This window comes from Candidatus Sarcina troglodytae, assembly GCF_015708635.1.
Lineage (GTDB): Bacteria > Bacillota > Clostridia > Clostridiales > Clostridiaceae > Sarcina > Sarcina ventriculi.
Genome location: NZ_CP051754.1, coordinates 1,624,051 through 1,641,590, shown reverse-complemented (window position 1 = coordinate 1,641,590; position 17,540 = coordinate 1,624,051). Strand labels below are relative to the sequence as shown.

26 protein-coding genes are annotated in these 17,540 nt (G+C 25.4%); 25 read left to right on the top strand and 1 reads right to left on the bottom strand.

Annotated elements, in window-relative coordinates; all coding sequences use genetic code 11:
* From HH195_RS07450 to HH195_RS07440, 4 genes are all read left to right on the top strand, one after another.
* A complete protein-coding gene (locus HH195_RS07450; RefSeq protein ID WP_196370529.1) occupies positions 1-1,122 on the top strand; it encodes a THUMP domain-containing class I SAM-dependent RNA methyltransferase in 1,122 nt (373 codons plus the stop codon).
* A gap of 93 nt (positions 1,123-1,215) precedes the next feature.
* Positions 1,216-1,647, top strand: coding sequence for a hypothetical protein (locus HH195_RS07445; RefSeq protein ID WP_196370527.1), 432 nt, complete (start codon positions 1,216-1,218; stop codon positions 1,645-1,647).
* Positions 1,648-1,743: 96 nt separating this feature from the next.
* Entirely contained in the window at positions 1,744-1,872 is a 129-nt protein-coding gene (locus tag HH195_RS12660) for a hypothetical protein (RefSeq protein ID WP_256437740.1), read from the top strand.
* A gap of 183 nt (positions 1,873-2,055) precedes the next feature.
* Positions 2,056-2,241 (top strand): hypothetical protein, encoded by a 186-nt coding sequence (locus HH195_RS07440; RefSeq protein ID WP_055257289.1) that lies wholly within the window; start codon positions 2,056-2,058, stop codon positions 2,239-2,241.
* 146 nt (positions 2,242-2,387) lie between these two features.
* Here HH195_RS07440 and HH195_RS07435 read toward each other — a convergent pair whose 3' ends face one another.
* On the bottom strand, positions 2,388-4,106 hold the full coding sequence (locus tag HH195_RS07435) for an Rqc2 family fibronectin-binding protein (RefSeq protein ID WP_196370525.1): 1,719 nt from the start codon (positions 4,104-4,106) through the stop codon (positions 2,388-2,390).
* Positions 4,107-4,196: 90 nt separating this feature from the next.
* Here HH195_RS07435 and dapF point away from each other — a divergent pair, with 90 nt between their 5' ends.
* The 21 genes from dapF to HH195_RS07330 all read left to right on the top strand — a co-directional run bounded on the left by dapF (position 4,197) and on the right by HH195_RS07330 (position 17,509).
* Positions 4,197-5,018 carry a diaminopimelate epimerase gene (gene dapF, locus HH195_RS07430; RefSeq protein ID WP_055257287.1) on the top strand — a complete coding sequence of 274 codons (822 nt, stop codon included), beginning with the start codon at positions 4,197-4,199 and terminating at the stop codon, positions 5,016-5,018.
* 214 nt (positions 5,019-5,232) lie between these two features.
* Positions 5,233-6,570 (top strand): GspE/PulE family protein, encoded by a 1,338-nt coding sequence (locus HH195_RS07425; protein WP_243278494.1) that lies wholly within the window; start codon positions 5,233-5,235, stop codon positions 6,568-6,570.
* A complete protein-coding gene (locus tag HH195_RS07420) occupies positions 6,551-7,576 on the top strand; it encodes a type II secretion system F family protein (protein WP_196370523.1) in 1,026 nt (341 codons plus the stop codon). The genes HH195_RS07425 and HH195_RS07420 overlap by 20 nt, the downstream gene beginning before the upstream one ends.
* Positions 7,569-8,033 (top strand): prepilin-type N-terminal cleavage/methylation domain-containing protein, encoded by a 465-nt coding sequence (locus HH195_RS07415; RefSeq protein ID WP_196370521.1) that lies wholly within the window; start codon positions 7,569-7,571, stop codon positions 8,031-8,033. Before HH195_RS07420 ends, HH195_RS07415 begins: the two co-directional genes overlap by 8 nt.
* The gene (locus tag HH195_RS07410; protein WP_112365613.1) at positions 8,017-8,502 is read left to right on the top strand and encodes a hypothetical protein; all 486 of its coding nucleotides are present in this window, start codon (positions 8,017-8,019) and stop codon (positions 8,500-8,502) included. The genes HH195_RS07415 and HH195_RS07410 overlap by 17 nt, the downstream gene beginning before the upstream one ends.
* Positions 8,499-8,981 (top strand): hypothetical protein, encoded by a 483-nt coding sequence (locus HH195_RS07405; RefSeq protein WP_196370519.1) that lies wholly within the window; start codon positions 8,499-8,501, stop codon positions 8,979-8,981. Before HH195_RS07410 ends, HH195_RS07405 begins: the two co-directional genes overlap by 4 nt.
* Positions 8,959-9,405, top strand: a complete 447-nt coding sequence (locus HH195_RS07400; RefSeq protein ID WP_196370517.1) for a hypothetical protein — start codon at positions 8,959-8,961, stop codon at positions 9,403-9,405. The genes HH195_RS07405 and HH195_RS07400 overlap by 23 nt, the downstream gene beginning before the upstream one ends.
* The gene (locus HH195_RS07395) at positions 9,395-9,997 is read left to right on the top strand and encodes a hypothetical protein (RefSeq protein ID WP_196370515.1); all 603 of its coding nucleotides are present in this window, start codon (positions 9,395-9,397) and stop codon (positions 9,995-9,997) included. The genes HH195_RS07400 and HH195_RS07395 overlap by 11 nt, the downstream gene beginning before the upstream one ends.
* A gap of 103 nt (positions 9,998-10,100) precedes the next feature.
* Positions 10,101-10,415, top strand: coding sequence for a hypothetical protein (locus tag HH195_RS07390; RefSeq protein WP_196370513.1), 315 nt, complete (start codon positions 10,101-10,103; stop codon positions 10,413-10,415).
* Positions 10,412-10,786 (top strand): hypothetical protein, encoded by a 375-nt coding sequence (locus HH195_RS07385; protein ID WP_196370511.1) that lies wholly within the window; start codon positions 10,412-10,414, stop codon positions 10,784-10,786. The genes HH195_RS07390 and HH195_RS07385 overlap by 4 nt, the downstream gene beginning before the upstream one ends.
* Positions 10,787-10,950: 164 nt before the next feature.
* Entirely contained in the window at positions 10,951-11,508 is a 558-nt protein-coding gene (gene efp, locus HH195_RS07380; RefSeq protein ID WP_055257278.1) for an elongation factor P, read from the top strand.
* A gap of 130 nt (positions 11,509-11,638) precedes the next feature.
* Positions 11,639-12,001 (top strand): CD1247 N-terminal domain-containing protein, encoded by a 363-nt coding sequence (locus HH195_RS07375; protein ID WP_196370509.1) that lies wholly within the window; start codon positions 11,639-11,641, stop codon positions 11,999-12,001.
* A 103-nt stretch (positions 12,002-12,104) separates the two neighbouring features.
* Positions 12,105-12,989, top strand: coding sequence for a stage III sporulation protein AA (gene spoIIIAA / locus HH195_RS07370; RefSeq protein ID WP_196370507.1), 885 nt, complete (start codon positions 12,105-12,107; stop codon positions 12,987-12,989).
* Positions 12,990-13,004: 15 nt separating this feature from the next.
* On the top strand, positions 13,005-13,520 hold the full coding sequence (gene spoIIIAB / locus HH195_RS07365; RefSeq protein ID WP_196370505.1) for a stage III sporulation protein SpoIIIAB: 516 nt from the start codon (positions 13,005-13,007) through the stop codon (positions 13,518-13,520).
* 15 nt (positions 13,521-13,535) lie between these two features.
* Entirely contained in the window at positions 13,536-13,733 is a 198-nt protein-coding gene (gene spoIIIAC / locus HH195_RS07360) for a stage III sporulation protein AC (protein ID WP_055257274.1), read from the top strand.
* An 8-nt stretch (positions 13,734-13,741) separates the two neighbouring features.
* Positions 13,742-14,128 carry a stage III sporulation protein AD gene (spoIIIAD, locus tag HH195_RS07355; protein ID WP_196370503.1) on the top strand — a complete coding sequence of 129 codons (387 nt, stop codon included), beginning with the start codon at positions 13,742-13,744 and terminating at the stop codon, positions 14,126-14,128.
* 9 nt (positions 14,129-14,137) lie between these two features.
* The gene (gene spoIIIAE / locus HH195_RS07350) at positions 14,138-15,334 is read left to right on the top strand and encodes a stage III sporulation protein AE (protein ID WP_196370501.1); all 1,197 of its coding nucleotides are present in this window, start codon (positions 14,138-14,140) and stop codon (positions 15,332-15,334) included.
* A gap of 1 nt (position 15,335) precedes the next feature.
* Entirely contained in the window at positions 15,336-15,893 is a 558-nt protein-coding gene (locus tag HH195_RS07345) for a stage III sporulation protein AF (protein WP_196370499.1), read from the top strand.
* Between the two features lie 21 nt (positions 15,894-15,914).
* Positions 15,915-16,517, top strand: coding sequence for a stage III sporulation protein AG (spoIIIAG, locus tag HH195_RS07340; RefSeq protein ID WP_243278493.1), 603 nt, complete (start codon positions 15,915-15,917; stop codon positions 16,515-16,517).
* A 15-nt stretch (positions 16,518-16,532) separates the two neighbouring features.
* Positions 16,533-17,048: a SpoIIIAH-like family protein gene (locus HH195_RS07335; protein ID WP_055257270.1), complete on the top strand. Its 516-nt coding sequence runs from the start codon at positions 16,533-16,535 to the stop codon at positions 17,046-17,048.
* 80 nt (positions 17,049-17,128) lie between these two features.
* Positions 17,129-17,509: an Asp23/Gls24 family envelope stress response protein gene (locus HH195_RS07330; protein WP_196370497.1), complete on the top strand. Its 381-nt coding sequence runs from the start codon at positions 17,129-17,131 to the stop codon at positions 17,507-17,509.
* Positions 17,510-17,540: the final 31 nt, after the last annotated feature.

Sequence of the window (17,540 nt, the reverse complement as noted above, 5' to 3'; positions counted from 1 at the left end):
ATGAATTATAAGTTAATTGCTACCACAACTTTTGGTATAGAAGCTGTTGCGGCAAAGGAATTAAAAAATTTAGGTTATGAAAATTTAAAGGTTGAAAATGGAAAAGTCGAATATGAAGGCGATGAAATGGATATAGCTATTTCTAATGTTTGGCTTAGAACAGCTGAGAGAGTGTTAATAAAGGTTGCTGAATTTAAGGCTGAAAGTTTTGAAGAATTATTTAATGGAACTAAGGATGTGGATTGGGGTAAATATATTCCAGTTGATGGTAAAATGCATGTAGTAGGAAAGTCTATTAAATCAAAACTTTATAGTGTACCAGATTGTCAATCAATTGTAAAAAGGGCAATTGTTAAAAGTATGGAAGAAACTTATAATAGAGAGTGGTTTTCAGAAGATGGTCCAGTTTATAAAATTGAGGTAGCTATATTAAAAGATATTGTAACTTTAACAATAGATACATCTGGAGAAGGTCTACATAAAAGAGGATATAGACAAAATTCTGGAGCAGCTCCAATTAAGGAAACATTAGCAGCAGCTATGGTTTTATTATCTAGATGGAATAAGGATAAAGTTCTTATTGATCCATTTTGTGGATCTGGAACCATTTTAATAGAAGCCGCACTTATTGCAAACAATATAGCACCAGGTTTGAAAAGAAGATTTGTTTCAGAAACATGGCCTTCTATGAATAAAGTTATGTGGATGCAAGTTAGAGAGGGTGCTCTTAAAGCTGTTAAAAAGAGTCCGGCTAAATTTATAGGGTATGATATAGATAATTGGGTTTTAAAAACAGCTAAAAATAATGCTATAAAGGCAAGTGTAAGTAATTTTATTGAATTTCATAAATTAGATTTTAATGAATTCTCTTCAAGTAAAAAGGATGCGATAATAATAACTAATCCTCCTTATGGGGAACGTTTAGGAGAAAAGGAGCAAATAGAAAAACTTAATAAAAAAATGGGAGATGTAATAAGAGAGCTTAACACCTGGGATATAAATGTGTTTACTGCATATACAGATTTTCAAAAAGTAGCTAAAATTAAAGCTTCTAAAAATAGAAAATTATATAATGGAAGACTATTATGCTATTATTATCAATATTTAACAAATAATAAATAATTCAATTAGGATATCTTATGTAATCAATAAAGGTTTATAAGATATCCTGTTTTTATGGTATATATGTTAATAATTTACTAAAGGAGAATAATTATGATATGCACATACTGTGGTAAAGACATAAAAGATTTAGATAATTTAAAAACATTAGAATATGAGGAGGATAAAGTTTTAGTTTGCTCTGATAAGTGTGCTAATGATTTTAGAAAATATAAAAAAATTAGTGAGAGGAATAGGATTAAATTTCTAGGGTTGACGATATTAAACTCTGTAATTGCAATTATTTTATATATTATAGGATTATTTTTTAATGATATATTAGATGTTATTGCAACATTTTACATATTTGAAACTATTGGAGTAGTGAGTCTTAAATATCCTCATGTATCTATAAGTAAGGTAAAAAATTATGGCATGACAAATGGGACAAAAGTTGTAAAGAAAAGAGGAATTATATTATTAGTATTAGGCTTTTTACTTTCTATAGGGATGTTTTTCTTTATAAGGGAATTTAAATTTATATAATTATTAAGTTTTTTACTTGTTGAAATAAAGCTATATAATAGTATAATAGAGTTAACTATATAGATGAAGTATTTTTAAAGAGGGAGAAGAGGTATTATGGGCAGCAATAAAAATATCGATCCTGTAAAAAAAAGAAGAGTTTTGTTAACAAGACTTATAGGACTTTTTTTAATAATAGCAATGACAGCACTATTTACAGCAGGTATAATGTTAGGTGGAAATTAATAAATTCAAGGTTATAAGATATGCTTAAATTTACTTAGGTATATCTTTTATTTATAGTTTTAATATTTAAATATATTATGATAAAAAATTTCTATTGTTATTTTAGATTAATTATTTCACTTTAATACAAAAAGTAGTAAAATGATATTTAAGTATTTAAAATATAGATAAGGGAGTGTAATAATGAAAAATTATAAGAAAAGAATAATGTCTGAAGGACTCTTTATATTATTATTCTTAATACTTTTAGTTGGTGCTAGGGGAAAAGCTAGTATTGTCACTGTAGCTATAATTGGTCTTGTTATATCATTTGTAATCTCTACATGGTGTATAGTTAAAGAAAGTAAAAGAAAAAAAGTTACTAATTAAAGCTTGTGTATAAATTAAAATTAAAACAATTACAATTTTAAATAAGATTATTAAATTTTAAATATTTTTAGTAAATAAAACAACTTAGATAGTGTTAATTATAGATAAAAGATAAAAGATATTATGTGTATCTTTTATCTTTTTTATTAATTTTCCTTAGTTAAATTTATATTTTTAGGTGGATCTATATAAAGTGTTTTATTTGTTGAGTAAATTACCATACCAGGCTTTGCACCAGATGGTTTTTTTACGTTTTTAACTAAAGTGTAGTCAACAGGAACTTTAGTAGAATTCTTTCCTTTGCTGTAAAAGGCAGCTAAAGTTGCAGCTTCTAAAAGAGTAGATTCAGGAATGTTTTTTCCTTTAATTATAACATGGGAACCTGGAATTATTTTTGTATGAAGCCATGTATCAGTTTTTTCAGCAAATTTTAAAGTTAGATAATCATTTTGTATATTATTTTTTCCAACATAAATATCTATTCCATCAGAAGATATAAAGTGAAGAGGTTTATTAGTTTTTATTTTGTTTTTATTTTTTTCTTTTCTAAATCTAACATATCCAGTTTCAATAAGTTCCTTTTTTATTTCTTCTATATCAGCGTAATTATCAGCAGTTTCAAGACTTGTTAGGACAGAGTTTAGATAATTTAGCTCATCTTCATTTATTGAAAGTTGATTTATAGAAGCTTCTTCAGCATTTTTAAGCTTGTTATATTTTTTAAAATAGAATTGAATATTTTCAGAAGGAGTTTTATTTTCATCTAAATATATTTTTAAATATTCTTCATTTTCACTATAATAATTTAACACAGAAACATCTTTATCACCTTTTTTAAATCCATATATATAAGAGGTTAAAAGTTCTCCCTTTATTCTATAATCTTCTTTTGTTTCACATTCTTTTAAAGTTTTTTCTAAGATTTTAATTTTTTTTAAGCATCTTTCGATATTAGTATTTATAAGCCTTTGAATATCTAAGCCTTTGCTGTGAAGTCTATCTTGTTTGTCTTTTGTAGCGTAAAAATTATCTAAAGTATCGCTATGACTTTCAAAATATTTTTTTTCACAATTGTTTAATGATATGAGGTCTTTAAAATAAAAATCAACAACTTTTCCATCTTTAAAAAATAAAATATTTTTATTATCTTTTAATATATTTTTGAAATAGTCAGTAATAAATAATGATAAATTATCGATAGTTAAATCATTAAATTTATTTTTATATTCTATAAATAAGTCATTTGAAAGATTTTTTCCAACCCCTGTTATAATTTTAGAAAATATACTTTCATTAAAGTTTATATTTTCTTTTAAAAGATTTTTAAGCTCTTCTTTAGTAAAAGAAAATGGATTTAATTTGTTAGATGTAGGTGGCATTATAAATGTAGCACCAGGATATAACACTCTATAACTATTTTTATTAGAATGAATATGCTTTATAGATTCCATAATTTTATTATCTCTTTTTCTAACTAAAGTAATATTACTATGCCTTGCCATTATTTCAACTATTAAAGAATATTTGCTATCAAATCCTAGTTCATCTTTATTTTCAATGTCTATTGAGATTATTCTGTCCGTAGAATATTGAGTTATATCAATAATTTTACCACCTATTAAATATTTTCTAAGTACCATACAAAACACAGGAGCTTTTAATGGATTAATTTTGTTTATTGTAGTAAAATGTAGTCTAGGATAGTTTGAACTTGAGGAAATTAGTAGTTTTTTTGTTACTTTACCTCTAAGTGTTAAAATTATTTCATCCTTTTCAGGTTGGTTTACTTTATCTATTTTAGAGTTTATAGCAAAATCTTTAAGTTCATTTATTAAACTATATAAGTAGATTCCATCTAAAGCCATATATAATCTTCCTTTCTATATGTTAAGTTAAAGATAGTATAACATTTTAAAGGAAAGTCTATCAACAAGTATAATTTTAGAGGTGATGTTATGAATTTTGTTAAAATGCATGGAAACGGTAATGATTTTATAGTAATTGAAGATTTAAATAATAAATTAAAGGGAAAAGAAAGTTCTTTAGCAAAGAAAGTTTGTCATAGAAGATATGGAATTGGTGCTGATGGAATATTATTAGTTAGAAGACAGAATGCAACAATTGAGATGGTAATAATAAATTCAGATGGTTCTTATGCTGCTATGTGTGGTAATGGAATAAGATGTTTTGCTAAATATGTTTATGATAACTCTTTAGTAAAAGATAAAGAATTTGATGTTATAACAGGAGCTGGAATAAAGAAAATATCTTTAACAGTAGATGAAGATAATAAGGCATTTGAAATAAAGGTTAATATGGGGTTCCCAGAATTTAAACCAGAGTTAATTCCATGTACTGTTAAGGGTGAAAATGTTATAGGAAAGGTAATAAAAGCAAACAATAAGGAGTATAAAATAAACTCATTGCTTATGAATATTCCTCATACAGTAATTTTTGAAGAAGATGAAACACTAATAAGTGAAGGTAATGAGATAGAACATCATGAAATATTTCCTGAGAGAACAAATGTGAACTTTTGCAAAGTTTTAAATGAAAATACTATAAGAGTTAGGACATGGGAAAGAGGTGCAGGAGCAACTTTAGCTTGTGGAACAGGAAATTGTGCATCAGCAGTTATTGCTAATAAATTAGGTTTTGTAGGGAATAAGGTAAACATCATAGTGCCTGGTGGAAAGCTTAAGGTTTATATAGAAAATGATGGTGTTTATATGATTGGAAATGCAGAGTATATATGCAAAGGTGTTTATAAATTTTAATAACATTTAAAAGGGAGTATTCTTAAAATATTTAAGGATACTCCCTAATTTTATTTCATAAACCTATATCCAGTATCCAAATTCAATAAGACTATATAAAATGTAAAAAATAATTATAGTTTATTGATTAGTAAATAAATTATAAGGATATAATTTTTTTATAGAGGAGGTGGGTGTTATAAAAATAGATTTAAAAGATATAGATTTATCCTTTATGAAAGGTATAACAAAAGAGATGGCAAGAGATATGAATATAATATCGGCAAGGGGAGAGGAAAATAAAATATATTTTTATACTGATAAAGAAACAGAAGTGAAAAAGAGTTATTTAGGCCTCTTATTTGATAAAAAAATTGAGTTTATAAAAGGAGATAAGGATGAAATAAAATTCCTTATAAATAAATGTTATAGCATAGAAGCTTCAAAAAACATAAAAGAGGATAATTTTTATATTTTAATAGAAGATGCTATAAAAATGAGGGCTAGTGACATTCATATAGAACCCAAAAGTCAATGGACAAATATTAGATTTAGGATAGATGGGGATTTAAGATTAATAAATAAGATTCAAAAAAGTGAATATGAAATTTTAGTAAATAAGATAAAAGTTAAAGGAAATATGAATATATCAGATAAATTAAAAGCCCAAGATGGGAAAATATCTTTTTTTAGTAATGGAAATTTAAGTTATGATTTACGAGTATCATCACTTCCAACGGTTTATGGAGAAAAAATAGTTATAAGAATTCTTTATAAAAGAGAAGACCTTTTATCTATAGAAAAACTAAATTTTACAGATTATCAAAAAGAAAAGATAAAAAGAATTTTATCTTTTAAAAATGGAATGGTAGTTATAAATGGTCCAACAGGAAGTGGAAAATCTACGACATTATATGCACTTTTAAATTCTATAGATAAAGATGGCATAAATATAAGTACAATAGAAGACCCTATAGAGTTTGAATTAGATGGAGTAACTCAAACTAATGTAAATGAAAAGGTGAACCTAACTTTTTCAACAGGGTTAAAATATATATTAAGACAAGACCCTGATGTAATATTAATTGGAGAAATAAGAGATGAGGAAACAGCTAAAATTGCAGTAAGAGCATCTATAACAGGACATAAGGTTTACTCAACTATTCATGCAAATAATGGTTCTAATATTTTTAGTCGCCTTTTAGATATGGGAGTTGAAAAATATTTATTAGATGAGGCACTAAAAGGTGTTATAACTCAAAGGTTAGTTAGAACATTATGTGAAAAATGCAAAGAAGAAGTCAGTATAAATGATGATAAATATAAATTTTTAAGAGGAAAAACTATATTTAAAGCTAAAGGATGCATGGAATGTAATTATACAGGAATTAAAGGTAGAACTATGGTATCTAAAGTAACTATAAGTGATAAAAAGTTAAGAAAACATTATAAAAATGATGAAAATGAACTTTTAGAAAGTTGTAAAAATCTTTTGTTACAAGGACAAATATCTTTAGAAGAATATATTCTATTTAAAGAAAGTGAGATGTTAAATGATGAAGTTTTTTCTTGATAATAGCCTAATTGTATTTTGTTCGAATTTAAATAGCTATATATCTTCAGGGATACCTATAAAGAAAGCACTAAGTCTTGTAAAGCTTTCCCTTAAAAATAAAACTTATAAAGAATCAATGGATAGAGTAATAGAGGGGATAAGCCAGGGTAAAACATTATCTAAAAGCATTAAAGATGAAGGGGATATATATGATGATATTTTAGGTGATTTAATAAGTATTGGAGAAGAAAGTGGAAATTTAGAACTGGTTTTAAAAAAGCTTAGTAATCATTATGTAAGACAAAAAGAGTTTTTTAATAAGCTGATGAAAATATTAATATATCCGATATTTTTAACATTTATCGTAATCTTTGTTATCATATTTTATTTACTTGTAATATTGCCAAGCTTTAAAAGTCTTTATGATGATTTAGAAGGTGAACCATCTAAATTTTTAAATATAATAATTAACTATTTAAACTTTATAGAGAATGTTAAATATTCTAAATTTATAGTTTTAATTTATGGAATTATATCTTTAATGCTAGTAGGTATTATTCTTAATTTTATAAGAAAAAGAGAATTTATAAGGAACAATAAGTTTTTAAAGCTTTATTATGAAAATAATCTTATTTTTATAATTGAACTTATAGTCACAAGTGGTGTTTCACTTAATAAAGCATTAGATTCATTAAGTTATAGTTTAAAATCAATTTATTTAAAGGAAAATATAATTTTATTAAAGGAGGCTATAAATAAGGGGCAAACTTTAAGTGGAGCTTTAAAAGATTTAAATTGTATATCGGATATAACTATAAGTTTTATATTTAGTGGAGAAGAGTCTGGAAGATTGGAAGAAAATATAAAAATTTTAAGTAACATATTAGAAAAAGATTTTGATGAAAAAATAAATATAATTACAAAACTTTTAGAGCCTATGGTAATGATTTTTTTAGGAGGTATAGTGGTTTTTATGATGATGCTAATATTTGTTCCTGTATATGAGTGTATTAAATATGTATAAAAAGAAAAGAGGTTTTACCTTAGTTGAAACAAGCATTTATTTAAGTATTTTAGCGGTAGTATTAACTATTTTTCTTCAAAGCTTTAATTTTTTGAAAGCCATTAAAGATAACATTATTATAGAAAAAGATATAAACAAGATACATTCATTTTTGATGCTTGGCAAATCTATATCAAAAGAAAAAGAGGTGGGAGGTAAGATTGAGTATGATGAAGAAAAGAAAGTTTTATTATATAAAACAAGATACTCCTTTGATGAAAGAGATGAACAAGTATCTGTATCAGAAAGTTTAGAAAATGTAGCTATAGAAAACATAAATGGAAAAGCTAAATCTCTATTGATAAATGAAAAAGGTTCGATTACAACACCTTGCACTATAAGTATTAAAGACAATAGAGGAATAGAACATAAAATAACAATTAATATAGGAGGAGGAAGCATTGACGTCAAAGAGTAGGGGATATCTTTTGGTAGATTTATCAATAGCTTTAAGCATATTTTCTATATTATCCTTTGGGATTTTTACATTTTATAGAACCTATAAAAGAATAGATAAAGATAATAAGAAAAAAATAGAGTGTTTAAACTATATAGACTATATTTCTATGGAGTTAAAGTATAATTTAGATTTTAGTATCTTAGAAAGAAGATTAGATAAGGAATATATCTTAGATATCACAAATATCTCAAGTATAAATGAATTAATAGAAAAAGGTGAATTGTTAATTGAAAGTATTGAAGAAATAGATAAAACAATAAATGATAATCATGATTTAAATGGATATTATATGATACTTAGTATAGTTAATGAAAGCAGTAATAATAGCATTAATAAAGATATTTTAAATATTAAAGTTAGATTTATGAAGAATAAAGAAGAATGTATTTATGAAAATATTATAAAAAAATATAGGTATATATTATGAAAAAGAAAGGATACTTATTAGTTGAATGTGCTTTATATATTTGGTTTTGTGCCATATTTAGTACTATGATTTTAACTCTTTTTTTACCTTATATAAAGGAATTTAGAAATGAAATAAAGGCTTCTACTAGTTATAATTATATGTTATCTGCATCTATCTATATAGAAAGTGTTATATATAGTGATAATATACATGATATTTTAGTAAATGATAATAACCTTAAAATATATATCGATAATGAAGGCAGTTTAGAAATAAATGAAATAAAGATAAAGGAAATAGGTAAGGTTAATAAACTTGTAGTTGAACGTTATAGATTAAATAGTAGTGGAATTTATGAAAGAGTAGCAACTAATACTATTTTAAAAGATATAGAAAGTTTTTTTGTTGCACAAAATGGGAATGTTATTTCTATTGTTATAAAGCAATATGATGGTGAGGAGAGGGTATTTTGTTATGAGAATAGATATAGAAAGTAAAAAAAGAGGTTATGCATCTTTAGAGGTTATAGCTATGTCTTTAATAGGGTTTACTTTAGTACTAGCTCTTTTAAGTATTGCACTTAATAAAAGAATACTTATTAAAAATGAAATAAAAGCTTATGAGAAGAAATTAGATAATGATGATGAGAGAACTAGATTTTTAGCAGAGATATTATCTTCAATTAATAAAGAAAATTATAGTGATGAAGAGAGTTTGAGGGTATCAGAGGATAATAATGTAGAAGATGATGGTTTGTATAAATTAAGTCTTTTAACACGGAAGAATGATAAGTTTAATTTATATTTTAATGAGGAAAATAATATTTTTATGTTAGAAGACAATACCAATATTTATTATTATGATTATGAAATAAGAAATACAGATGTTTATTTAAGGGAAAGGAGTCTTTATGTTAAATAGAAAAACTCTTTATGTGTGTAGTGATAATGAAGAAGATTTAGTATACCAAAAAGAAAAAAGAAAGTTAAGTATAATATTGTTAAAGGAAGATGTATTTATAAAGATAATACAAATAAATAAAGAGGATAGATTAGAAAAACTTTTAAAAGAAAATATAAGCAGTACATTTAGCTATTGTGATATTCTAACTCATTATGAGAGGGTAAAGTATAATGGAGAAAGTTATTTAGTAATATACTTTTTAAAGTATTATAACTATTTAAAAGATATTATAAATAAGGCTAAAGATGTAAAAATAAAGCCTTATGAGTTTACTAAAAAATTTAAAATGAAAAATAAGGGGATAAATATTATAGTGAGAGAGTTTAAAGATGAGATATATCTAGTAGCATCTGTGAAGCAAACCATAATATATACAAAACATTTTAAGCAAGGTGAAGAAGTAAGTTATTATGTAGATAAGTGCTTAGAACAATTAAAAGAAACATTTAATATAGAGAGTTTTAAATTATTTATTCAGGAAAATCTTTATAATAATAAGCTTTATGAATTAACTAAAAATATAGAATTAATCAAAGGTAAGGTGAGGTAACATAATATATTTAAAGTATAATAAAGACTTTTTACCTAAACAATATGTAGATAACAAAAATAAACAAACGGAACAATTTATAAATTTTCTCATAATAATATTTTTGATTCTTAATTTACTTTTATTTTGTGAGAACTTAAAGAGTAAAAGTAGTTTAAATAATGAAAGCATAGTAGAGTATACAGATATAGATTATAGTCACAATAACACTAATACATTTAAAAAGATTAAGACTGCAATAAATTTAGCTTATTTTAATGGAACTAACAAGTTAGAGGTAATAGAGGATGAAATAAGTTTAACTTTAAATAAAGAGTATTTTAAATATGTTCTAGATGAGTTAAATGAAATAATAGAGATATTTTCTATAAAATATTTAGATGATGAACTTGTTTTATTAGAGGGGTTAATAAAATGAAGAGAATAAAAAAAGAAAGTATTCTTATAATATTATTTGTAGTTTATTTATTGCAAGGAATGATTCTATTTATAAATAATGAAAAAATAGGTACTATAAAAAGTAATAATGAAGAAAATAAAATTTTAAATGAAGAAATTTTTGATAGTGATATAGGAATTATTATAGGAGAAATTAATAATTTAGGATTTGATATAGAAAGTATAGAAAAAGGGGCAAATAAAATAAATGCAGATATTTTTATTAATTCATCAAAAGATAGTATAGTAAATTCTTTAGAAAATTTAAAACAGTCTAATTATTTTATAGAAAGTTATACAATAAATAAAAATGATGGTATACATATAAAGCTTAAGGTTAAAATATCGTAATACTAGGATTTAGTTGAAAATAATTGCATTTATCATTATGTTTTGATAAAATATGATTGTTGTTTTAAAGAAATTTTAAAAGGATAGGTAGCTTAACTTAAGCATTTATTATGCAAAAACGGGCTATATTATAAAACGAATATTAAATTTTGGAGGGATAATAAATGTTATCAGCAGGTGATTTAAGAAAAGGAACTACTTTTGAATTTGAAGGAAAAGTATTTACAGTTATAGACTTCTTACATGTAAAACCAGGTAAAGGGGCAGCTTTTGTAAGAACAAAATTAAGAAATGTTATAGATGGGGGAGTTACAGATAAAACTTTTAACCCAACTGAAAAATTCCAAGAAGCAGTTATAGAAAGAAAAGAAATGCAATATTTATATACTGATGGAGAATTATACTACTTCATGGATCAAGAAACTTTTGAACAAATTCCACTAAATCATGAAAAGGTTGAAGAAGCAATAAAATTCTTAAAAGAAAATATGTTTGCTATAATCAAATTCTACAAAGGAAATGCTTTCTCAGTTGAAGCTCCAAACTTTGTTGAATTATTAATAACAGAATGTGAACCAAGTGTTAAAGGAAATACAGCTACAACTGCTATGAAAACTGCTGTAGTTGAAACAGGAGCAACTGTTATGGTTCCAATGTTTGTTGAAGAAGGTCAAACTATAAGAATAGATACAAGAACAGGAGAATACATGGAAAGAGTTTAATTTTTCTAAGTGTTTGTTTTGTTATTTTAAATAAGTTTAAGATATTACTACCATCATAAATTTTAAAGATGGTAGTTTAATTTTATTCTAAATATTTAAAAATAAACTTCATAGGAGGTAGAATTTTTCTATGGAAAATATATATAATACTGTTTCAAATCTTAGAATTTTAATAAATGATGATTCTTTAGATAATAAAATGTTTAAAGAAAAGGTATTAGATTTGATTGAAAGTTTAGCAAATAAAATAGAAGAGATGCAAATTAATATAGAGACATTGGATGAAAATGTATCTCTTATAAATGATGATTTAAGTGAAGTTCAAGATGAAATTTTCGAGGAAGTAACTTTTGAAGAGTTAGAAGAATTCGAAGATGATTATGTGGAAACTATTTGTAATAATTGCAAAAAAGTTCTTTACGTTGAAAGATCGGTTTTAAAAAATAATGAGGAAATTCCGTGCCCTTATTGCAATAATAAATTCAAACCTTAAAGACTTAGGTAATTTACCTAAGTCTTTTTTTTATAAAAATTTATGTAAAGTAGAATATTTTGTTATGTAAAGTAATATTAATAAATTATAGGAGGGAATCTAAATGAGAGATATATTAAATATATTATCTAATAATATATATAGTAAAATATGTAAAATGGAAAGCTTAGAAGATATACAAGAGATAAGATTGAACGTAAATAAACCTATAATAATTTTAAGTAATAACAAAGAGATAATTTTAAATTATAAAGTTTTAGATAGTGATATAAAATCTATTATGCAAAAAATAAGCAATTATTCTTTGTATGCTTTTGAGGAGGAGATAAGACAGGGATATATAACCATTGAAGGAGGGCATAGGGTTGGACTTTCAGGGCAATGTGTTATGGAGAGAGATAGAATAAAAACAATAAAAAATATATCTTCAATGAATATTAGAATATGTAAGGAGATTAAAGGTTGTTCGGAACATATTATAAATAACATAATAGCAAATGGACAAGTTTTAAATACTTTGATAATATCTCCACCTAAGTGTGGTAAAACTACCATGTTGCGAGATTTAGCTAGAAATATTTCAAATGGAATAAGTTCGATGAATTTATTGGGAAAAAGAACAGTTATTATAGATGAAAGAAGTGAGATTGCAGCTTGTTTTAGAGGAGTATCTCAAATGGATGTAGGGCTTAGAACATGTGTTTATGATAGTTGTGCAAAAAGTGAAGGAATGTTGATGGCAATTAGAAGTATGGCTCCTGAGGTTATTGTATGCGATGAAATAGGAACTTATAAAGATGTTGATTCTTTAGTTTTAGCTTATAATTCTGGGGTTAACATAATAGCTACAATACATGGAAATGATATTGAAGACCTTTATAAAAGACCAGTATTTAATAGCCTTTTAGAAAATAAAATTATAAAAAGAGTAGTAGTTCTTAGTAATAAAAAAGGTGTAGGCACTATAGAAAAAATACTTTCAATTTAAGAAGGAGGTATAGCATTGAAATTAATACTTCTTTTATCTATAGTTGTGATTTGTAGCTTTATAGGATTTAGCTATGGAGAAGAATTTTTAAAGAGAACTAATCAGTTAAAAGAACTTTTAAGGATAGTGATAGAACTTGAAAATGAAATAGTATATTCACACACACCTCTTCCTGAATGCTTAAAAAAAATAGCATTAAAAACCAAAGAACCTCTTAAAAAGCTTTTAGAGGTTGTTGAAGAAAAACTTATTAAAAATGAAGTTTTAGATGTGTATGATGCTTTTTCAAGAGGAATTAATGATGAAAAAGAAAATCTGAGTTTAAAACAAGAACATTATGATATAATTTTAGATCTTTCTAAATCTTTAGGGGAAACTAGCATAGATAATCAACATAATATATTCTCTTTAGCTAAAGAAAAACTTAAAAGAGAGATTGAGGAAACTGAAAAGGAAAGTAAAAAAAACACTAAAGCGTATAGAAGTTTAGGGCTTGGAATTGGTCTTATGATAGTAATATTTTTAATGTAAGGTTTGGTGAAATTTATGTTAGATGTAAGTTTAGTGTTTAAAATAGCAGGAGTTGGAATAGTTCTTCTTATAATGGATAAGATTTTAGAGAATAATGGGAAAAAAGATATTGCGACATTGGTAAACCTAGTTGGATTAATAATAATATTAACAGCAGTAGTAACATTAGTTTACAATCTCTTTGATACTGTAAAAACTATGTTTATGCTTTAGGTGAAAAAATGGATGCAGTTATACAAGTTGTAACATTTTCTTTAGTTGTAATGTTTTTATATCTTGTCTTAAAGGAAAGTAAAAGTACGGTAGCATCTATGTTGCTTTTAATATCAGGAATAATAATATACATATTTATATTTCCTTATGTAAAAGAAATTATGGGATTTGTGAAAACTATGACAAATAGTTCTGGAATTGATGTTACCTATATTCAGATAGTTATGAAAATAATAGCTATATCTTATTTAGCAACTTTTTCTTCTGTATTGTGCAAAGATGTAGGAATTAATAGTATAGCAACTAAAGTTGAATTTACAGCTAAAATAATGATATTACTTCTAGCTATGCCAATTATGAAGAATGTATTAGATTCTATATTAAAAATATTGTAGGAGGAGTTTATGAAAAGACTAGTTAAAATAATGATTTTATGTTTAACATTTATATTGTTTATAGCAACTCCTGCATATGGAACTGATGTGGATGATGAAGATATAAACAACATGCTTATAGAAGCACAAGAAGAGTTAAATAGTGACTCTAGAATGGAAAAGTTTTATAAATATATAAATAACTTAAAAATAGAAGATGAACTTTTAAGTGGACTAAATCCTAAAGAATATATAGTAAGTTATTTAACCAGTAAAGAAGATCCTATATCTTTTAAAACTATTGGAAATTCTATAATAGGTTTTTTATTTAAGGAAATTAAAGTAACTATGTCTTTAGTTGTGTCTATATTAGTTATATCACTTTTAAGTGCTTTACTTAAAAATATACAGGATGCTTTTTCAAACGATGACGGTATAACTTCAATAGCTTTTTTTGCATGTTATGCAGTGCTTATAATGCTTTTATCAAAAAGTTTTTTAATATCTTTAGATGTAGCTAAAGAAGTTTTCAAAAACATAGTTGAATTTATGAATGTTTTGGTTCCAGTTCTTATATTTTTAATAAGTTCTGCAGGGGGAATAACATCAGCCCTTACAATAGATCCAATAGTACTTGCAGCAATTTCTATAACACCTAGAATATATACAAATTTTATTTTTCCGCTTATATTAATTTATTTAGCATTATTATTTGCAAATAATATAAGTAAAGAATTTAGTATTGCTGGTCTTTGCAAATTTTTAAAGCAAACGATAATGCTTTGTCAGGGATTTATTTTAATGATTTTTGTAACAATTTTAGGTATAAGAGGAATGACAGCAAATACATTAGATGCAGTTACTAAAAAAAGCATAAAATTTGCTATGGATAATTTTATACCTGTGGTTGGTAAAGCTTTTTCAGATGCTATAAGTACTTTAGCTGCTTGTTCTTTAGCTATGAAGAGTGTTATAAGCACTTTAGGCGTTTTAATATTAATTTTAATTGCTGTGTATCCGATAATAAAAATATTTATAGTATCGATAAGTTTAAAGCTTACAGGAGCTATATTAGAGCCTGTAGTTGATTCAAAGATTTCAAGCAGTGTAAGTATGGTAGGAGAAGCTTTAACACTTGTTATGTCTTGCGTGATATGCATAAGTATAATGTTTTTTATAATGATTTCTATGATGGCATCATCTGGTAAATTTATTGTAGGAGGTTAATGTGGAAATTTTAAAAAGTTTAGCAATAACTCTTACAACATTAATAATATTTGTTTCTATGGCAAATGTAATACTTCCAAGAAATTCCATAAAAAATCATATTAAATTTGTTTTGTCATTAATAGTTTTAGCAGCGATGGTGATTCCTATAACTAATATACTCTCCTTAGGGAAAAATTTAGATAATTATGATTTAGAATCCATAGTTTTAGAAGATGAGTCTTATGAAAAAACTTTTAACGAAAAGGAATATAATAGCGATTTTATGATGAATAGTTTAAAAAAAACTATGCAAAATTCATTAAATAACAAGTTTAATGGTAATAATTTTACTGTGGAAATGGAGGGAGATATAGATATAGGAAATGCTATAGTTGATATAACAAATGTTTTAATAGAGGTTTCAAGTAAGCAAGTTAGCAAAATACAAAAGGTTATAATAGGGGATATAGATAGTAATTATGCTGATGAATCTGATAATTTTAAAAATGAAATTAAAGATTTTTTATCAGAGGAATTTGGTATAGATAAAGATGTTATAAAGATTAATTATGTATAAATCTTTAAGGGGAGATAAATAATGAATATAAGTGATCTTAAGGACAAGCTACAAAAATCTTTAAGGCAAAAAAATATTAAGAATTTAATATTAATTTTATTAGTTACTATAATGTGTTATTTAAGTTTGTCATATTTTACAAATGTAAACAATATATCTAATAGTGAAGATTTAAATAAGTCTAATGTATCCACATATAGTTTAGAGGGGGTTGAAAGTATATCAGCTTATGAAGAAAAACAACAACAGGATTTAAAAAATTTGCTAGAAAAAATGGATGGTGTAGGTAGTGTGGAGGTTAAAATAAACTATGAAAGTAGTGAAATTAAAGTTCCAGCTATAGATAGTAATACTCAAAAAAATACTACAGAAGAAGCTGACACAGCCGGTGGTGTTAGAAATAATACAGAAGTTAGTAGTGATGATTCCATAGTTATGACAAATGGAAATGAGCCATTAGTGCTTCAAACCAATAAACCAAATATAACAGGAATAATAATTGTTGCAGAAGGTGGTACAGACAGCAAGATAAAATACAATATACAAAAGGCTGTGTCCAGTCTTTATGATATAGGTATGGATAAAGTTAATGTGTTATCTATGAAAGAAAATTCTAGTAATTAATGGGGAGAGGATAGAATGAATAAAAAACAAGCAGGGATAATAGTTACATTATTATCATTAATAGTATGTGTAGGAATATTAGCGGTTAGAGTAAATAGTGGAATGGGAGGTTTAGATTTATCAACACTTTCAACAGACGGAAATAGTCAAAATGAAGATGATACAGATACAACTGTTTCAGATACTAGTGCTAATTATTTTTATGATTCAAAAAGTGCAAGAGAACAATCAGATTCTAACTATATAAAAGGTTTAGAAGCAATAATCGAAGCTGATAATACAGATGCCACACAAAAGCAAGAAGCTAATGCTAAATTAGAGGCAAAGACAACTGCAATGGCAAACGAATCAAGAATAGAACTTAGTATAACAGGTAAGGGATATGAAGAGGCTTTATGTTATATAGACGATAATAAAGCTAGAGTAATTGTTAAAAATGCAAGTAAGTTAACTCAAGATCAAGTAAATGAAATACAAGATATAGTTTTAAATATAGCTAAGATATATGATGTAAGTATAGAATGTAAATAATTATTTGTATTGATTTTATTTATTTGCTATAATGAACCTATAATTGAGTTTTAATGGAAGTTATAGGAGGGTTCAACTTTATGAGTGAAGTTAATAAGGATGATGTTAATTTAGGTATAGTTAAGATATCCGATGAAGTTATAAGTGTTGTAGCAGCAGTAGCATCCTCGGAAATAAAAGGAGTAGTTGAAATTGGACATTGCCTTGTTTCTGCAAATAATAAATTCTCTAAGAAGGGGCTAGGCAAGGGTGTTAAGGTTTCTGTTGATAATGAAGAAGCTGTAATAGAGATGGCTATATCAGTTGAATATGGAATAAAAATACCAGATTTGGTATATAAGGTTCAAGATAATGTAAAAAACACGGTGCAAGCTATAACAGGACTAAAAGTATCAATGGTGAACATATATGTACAAAATATAGTTATCTTAAAGGATAAAAATGAAATATTAGATAAATAATGATCACCCTCTGTTTACAGAGGGTGTTTCT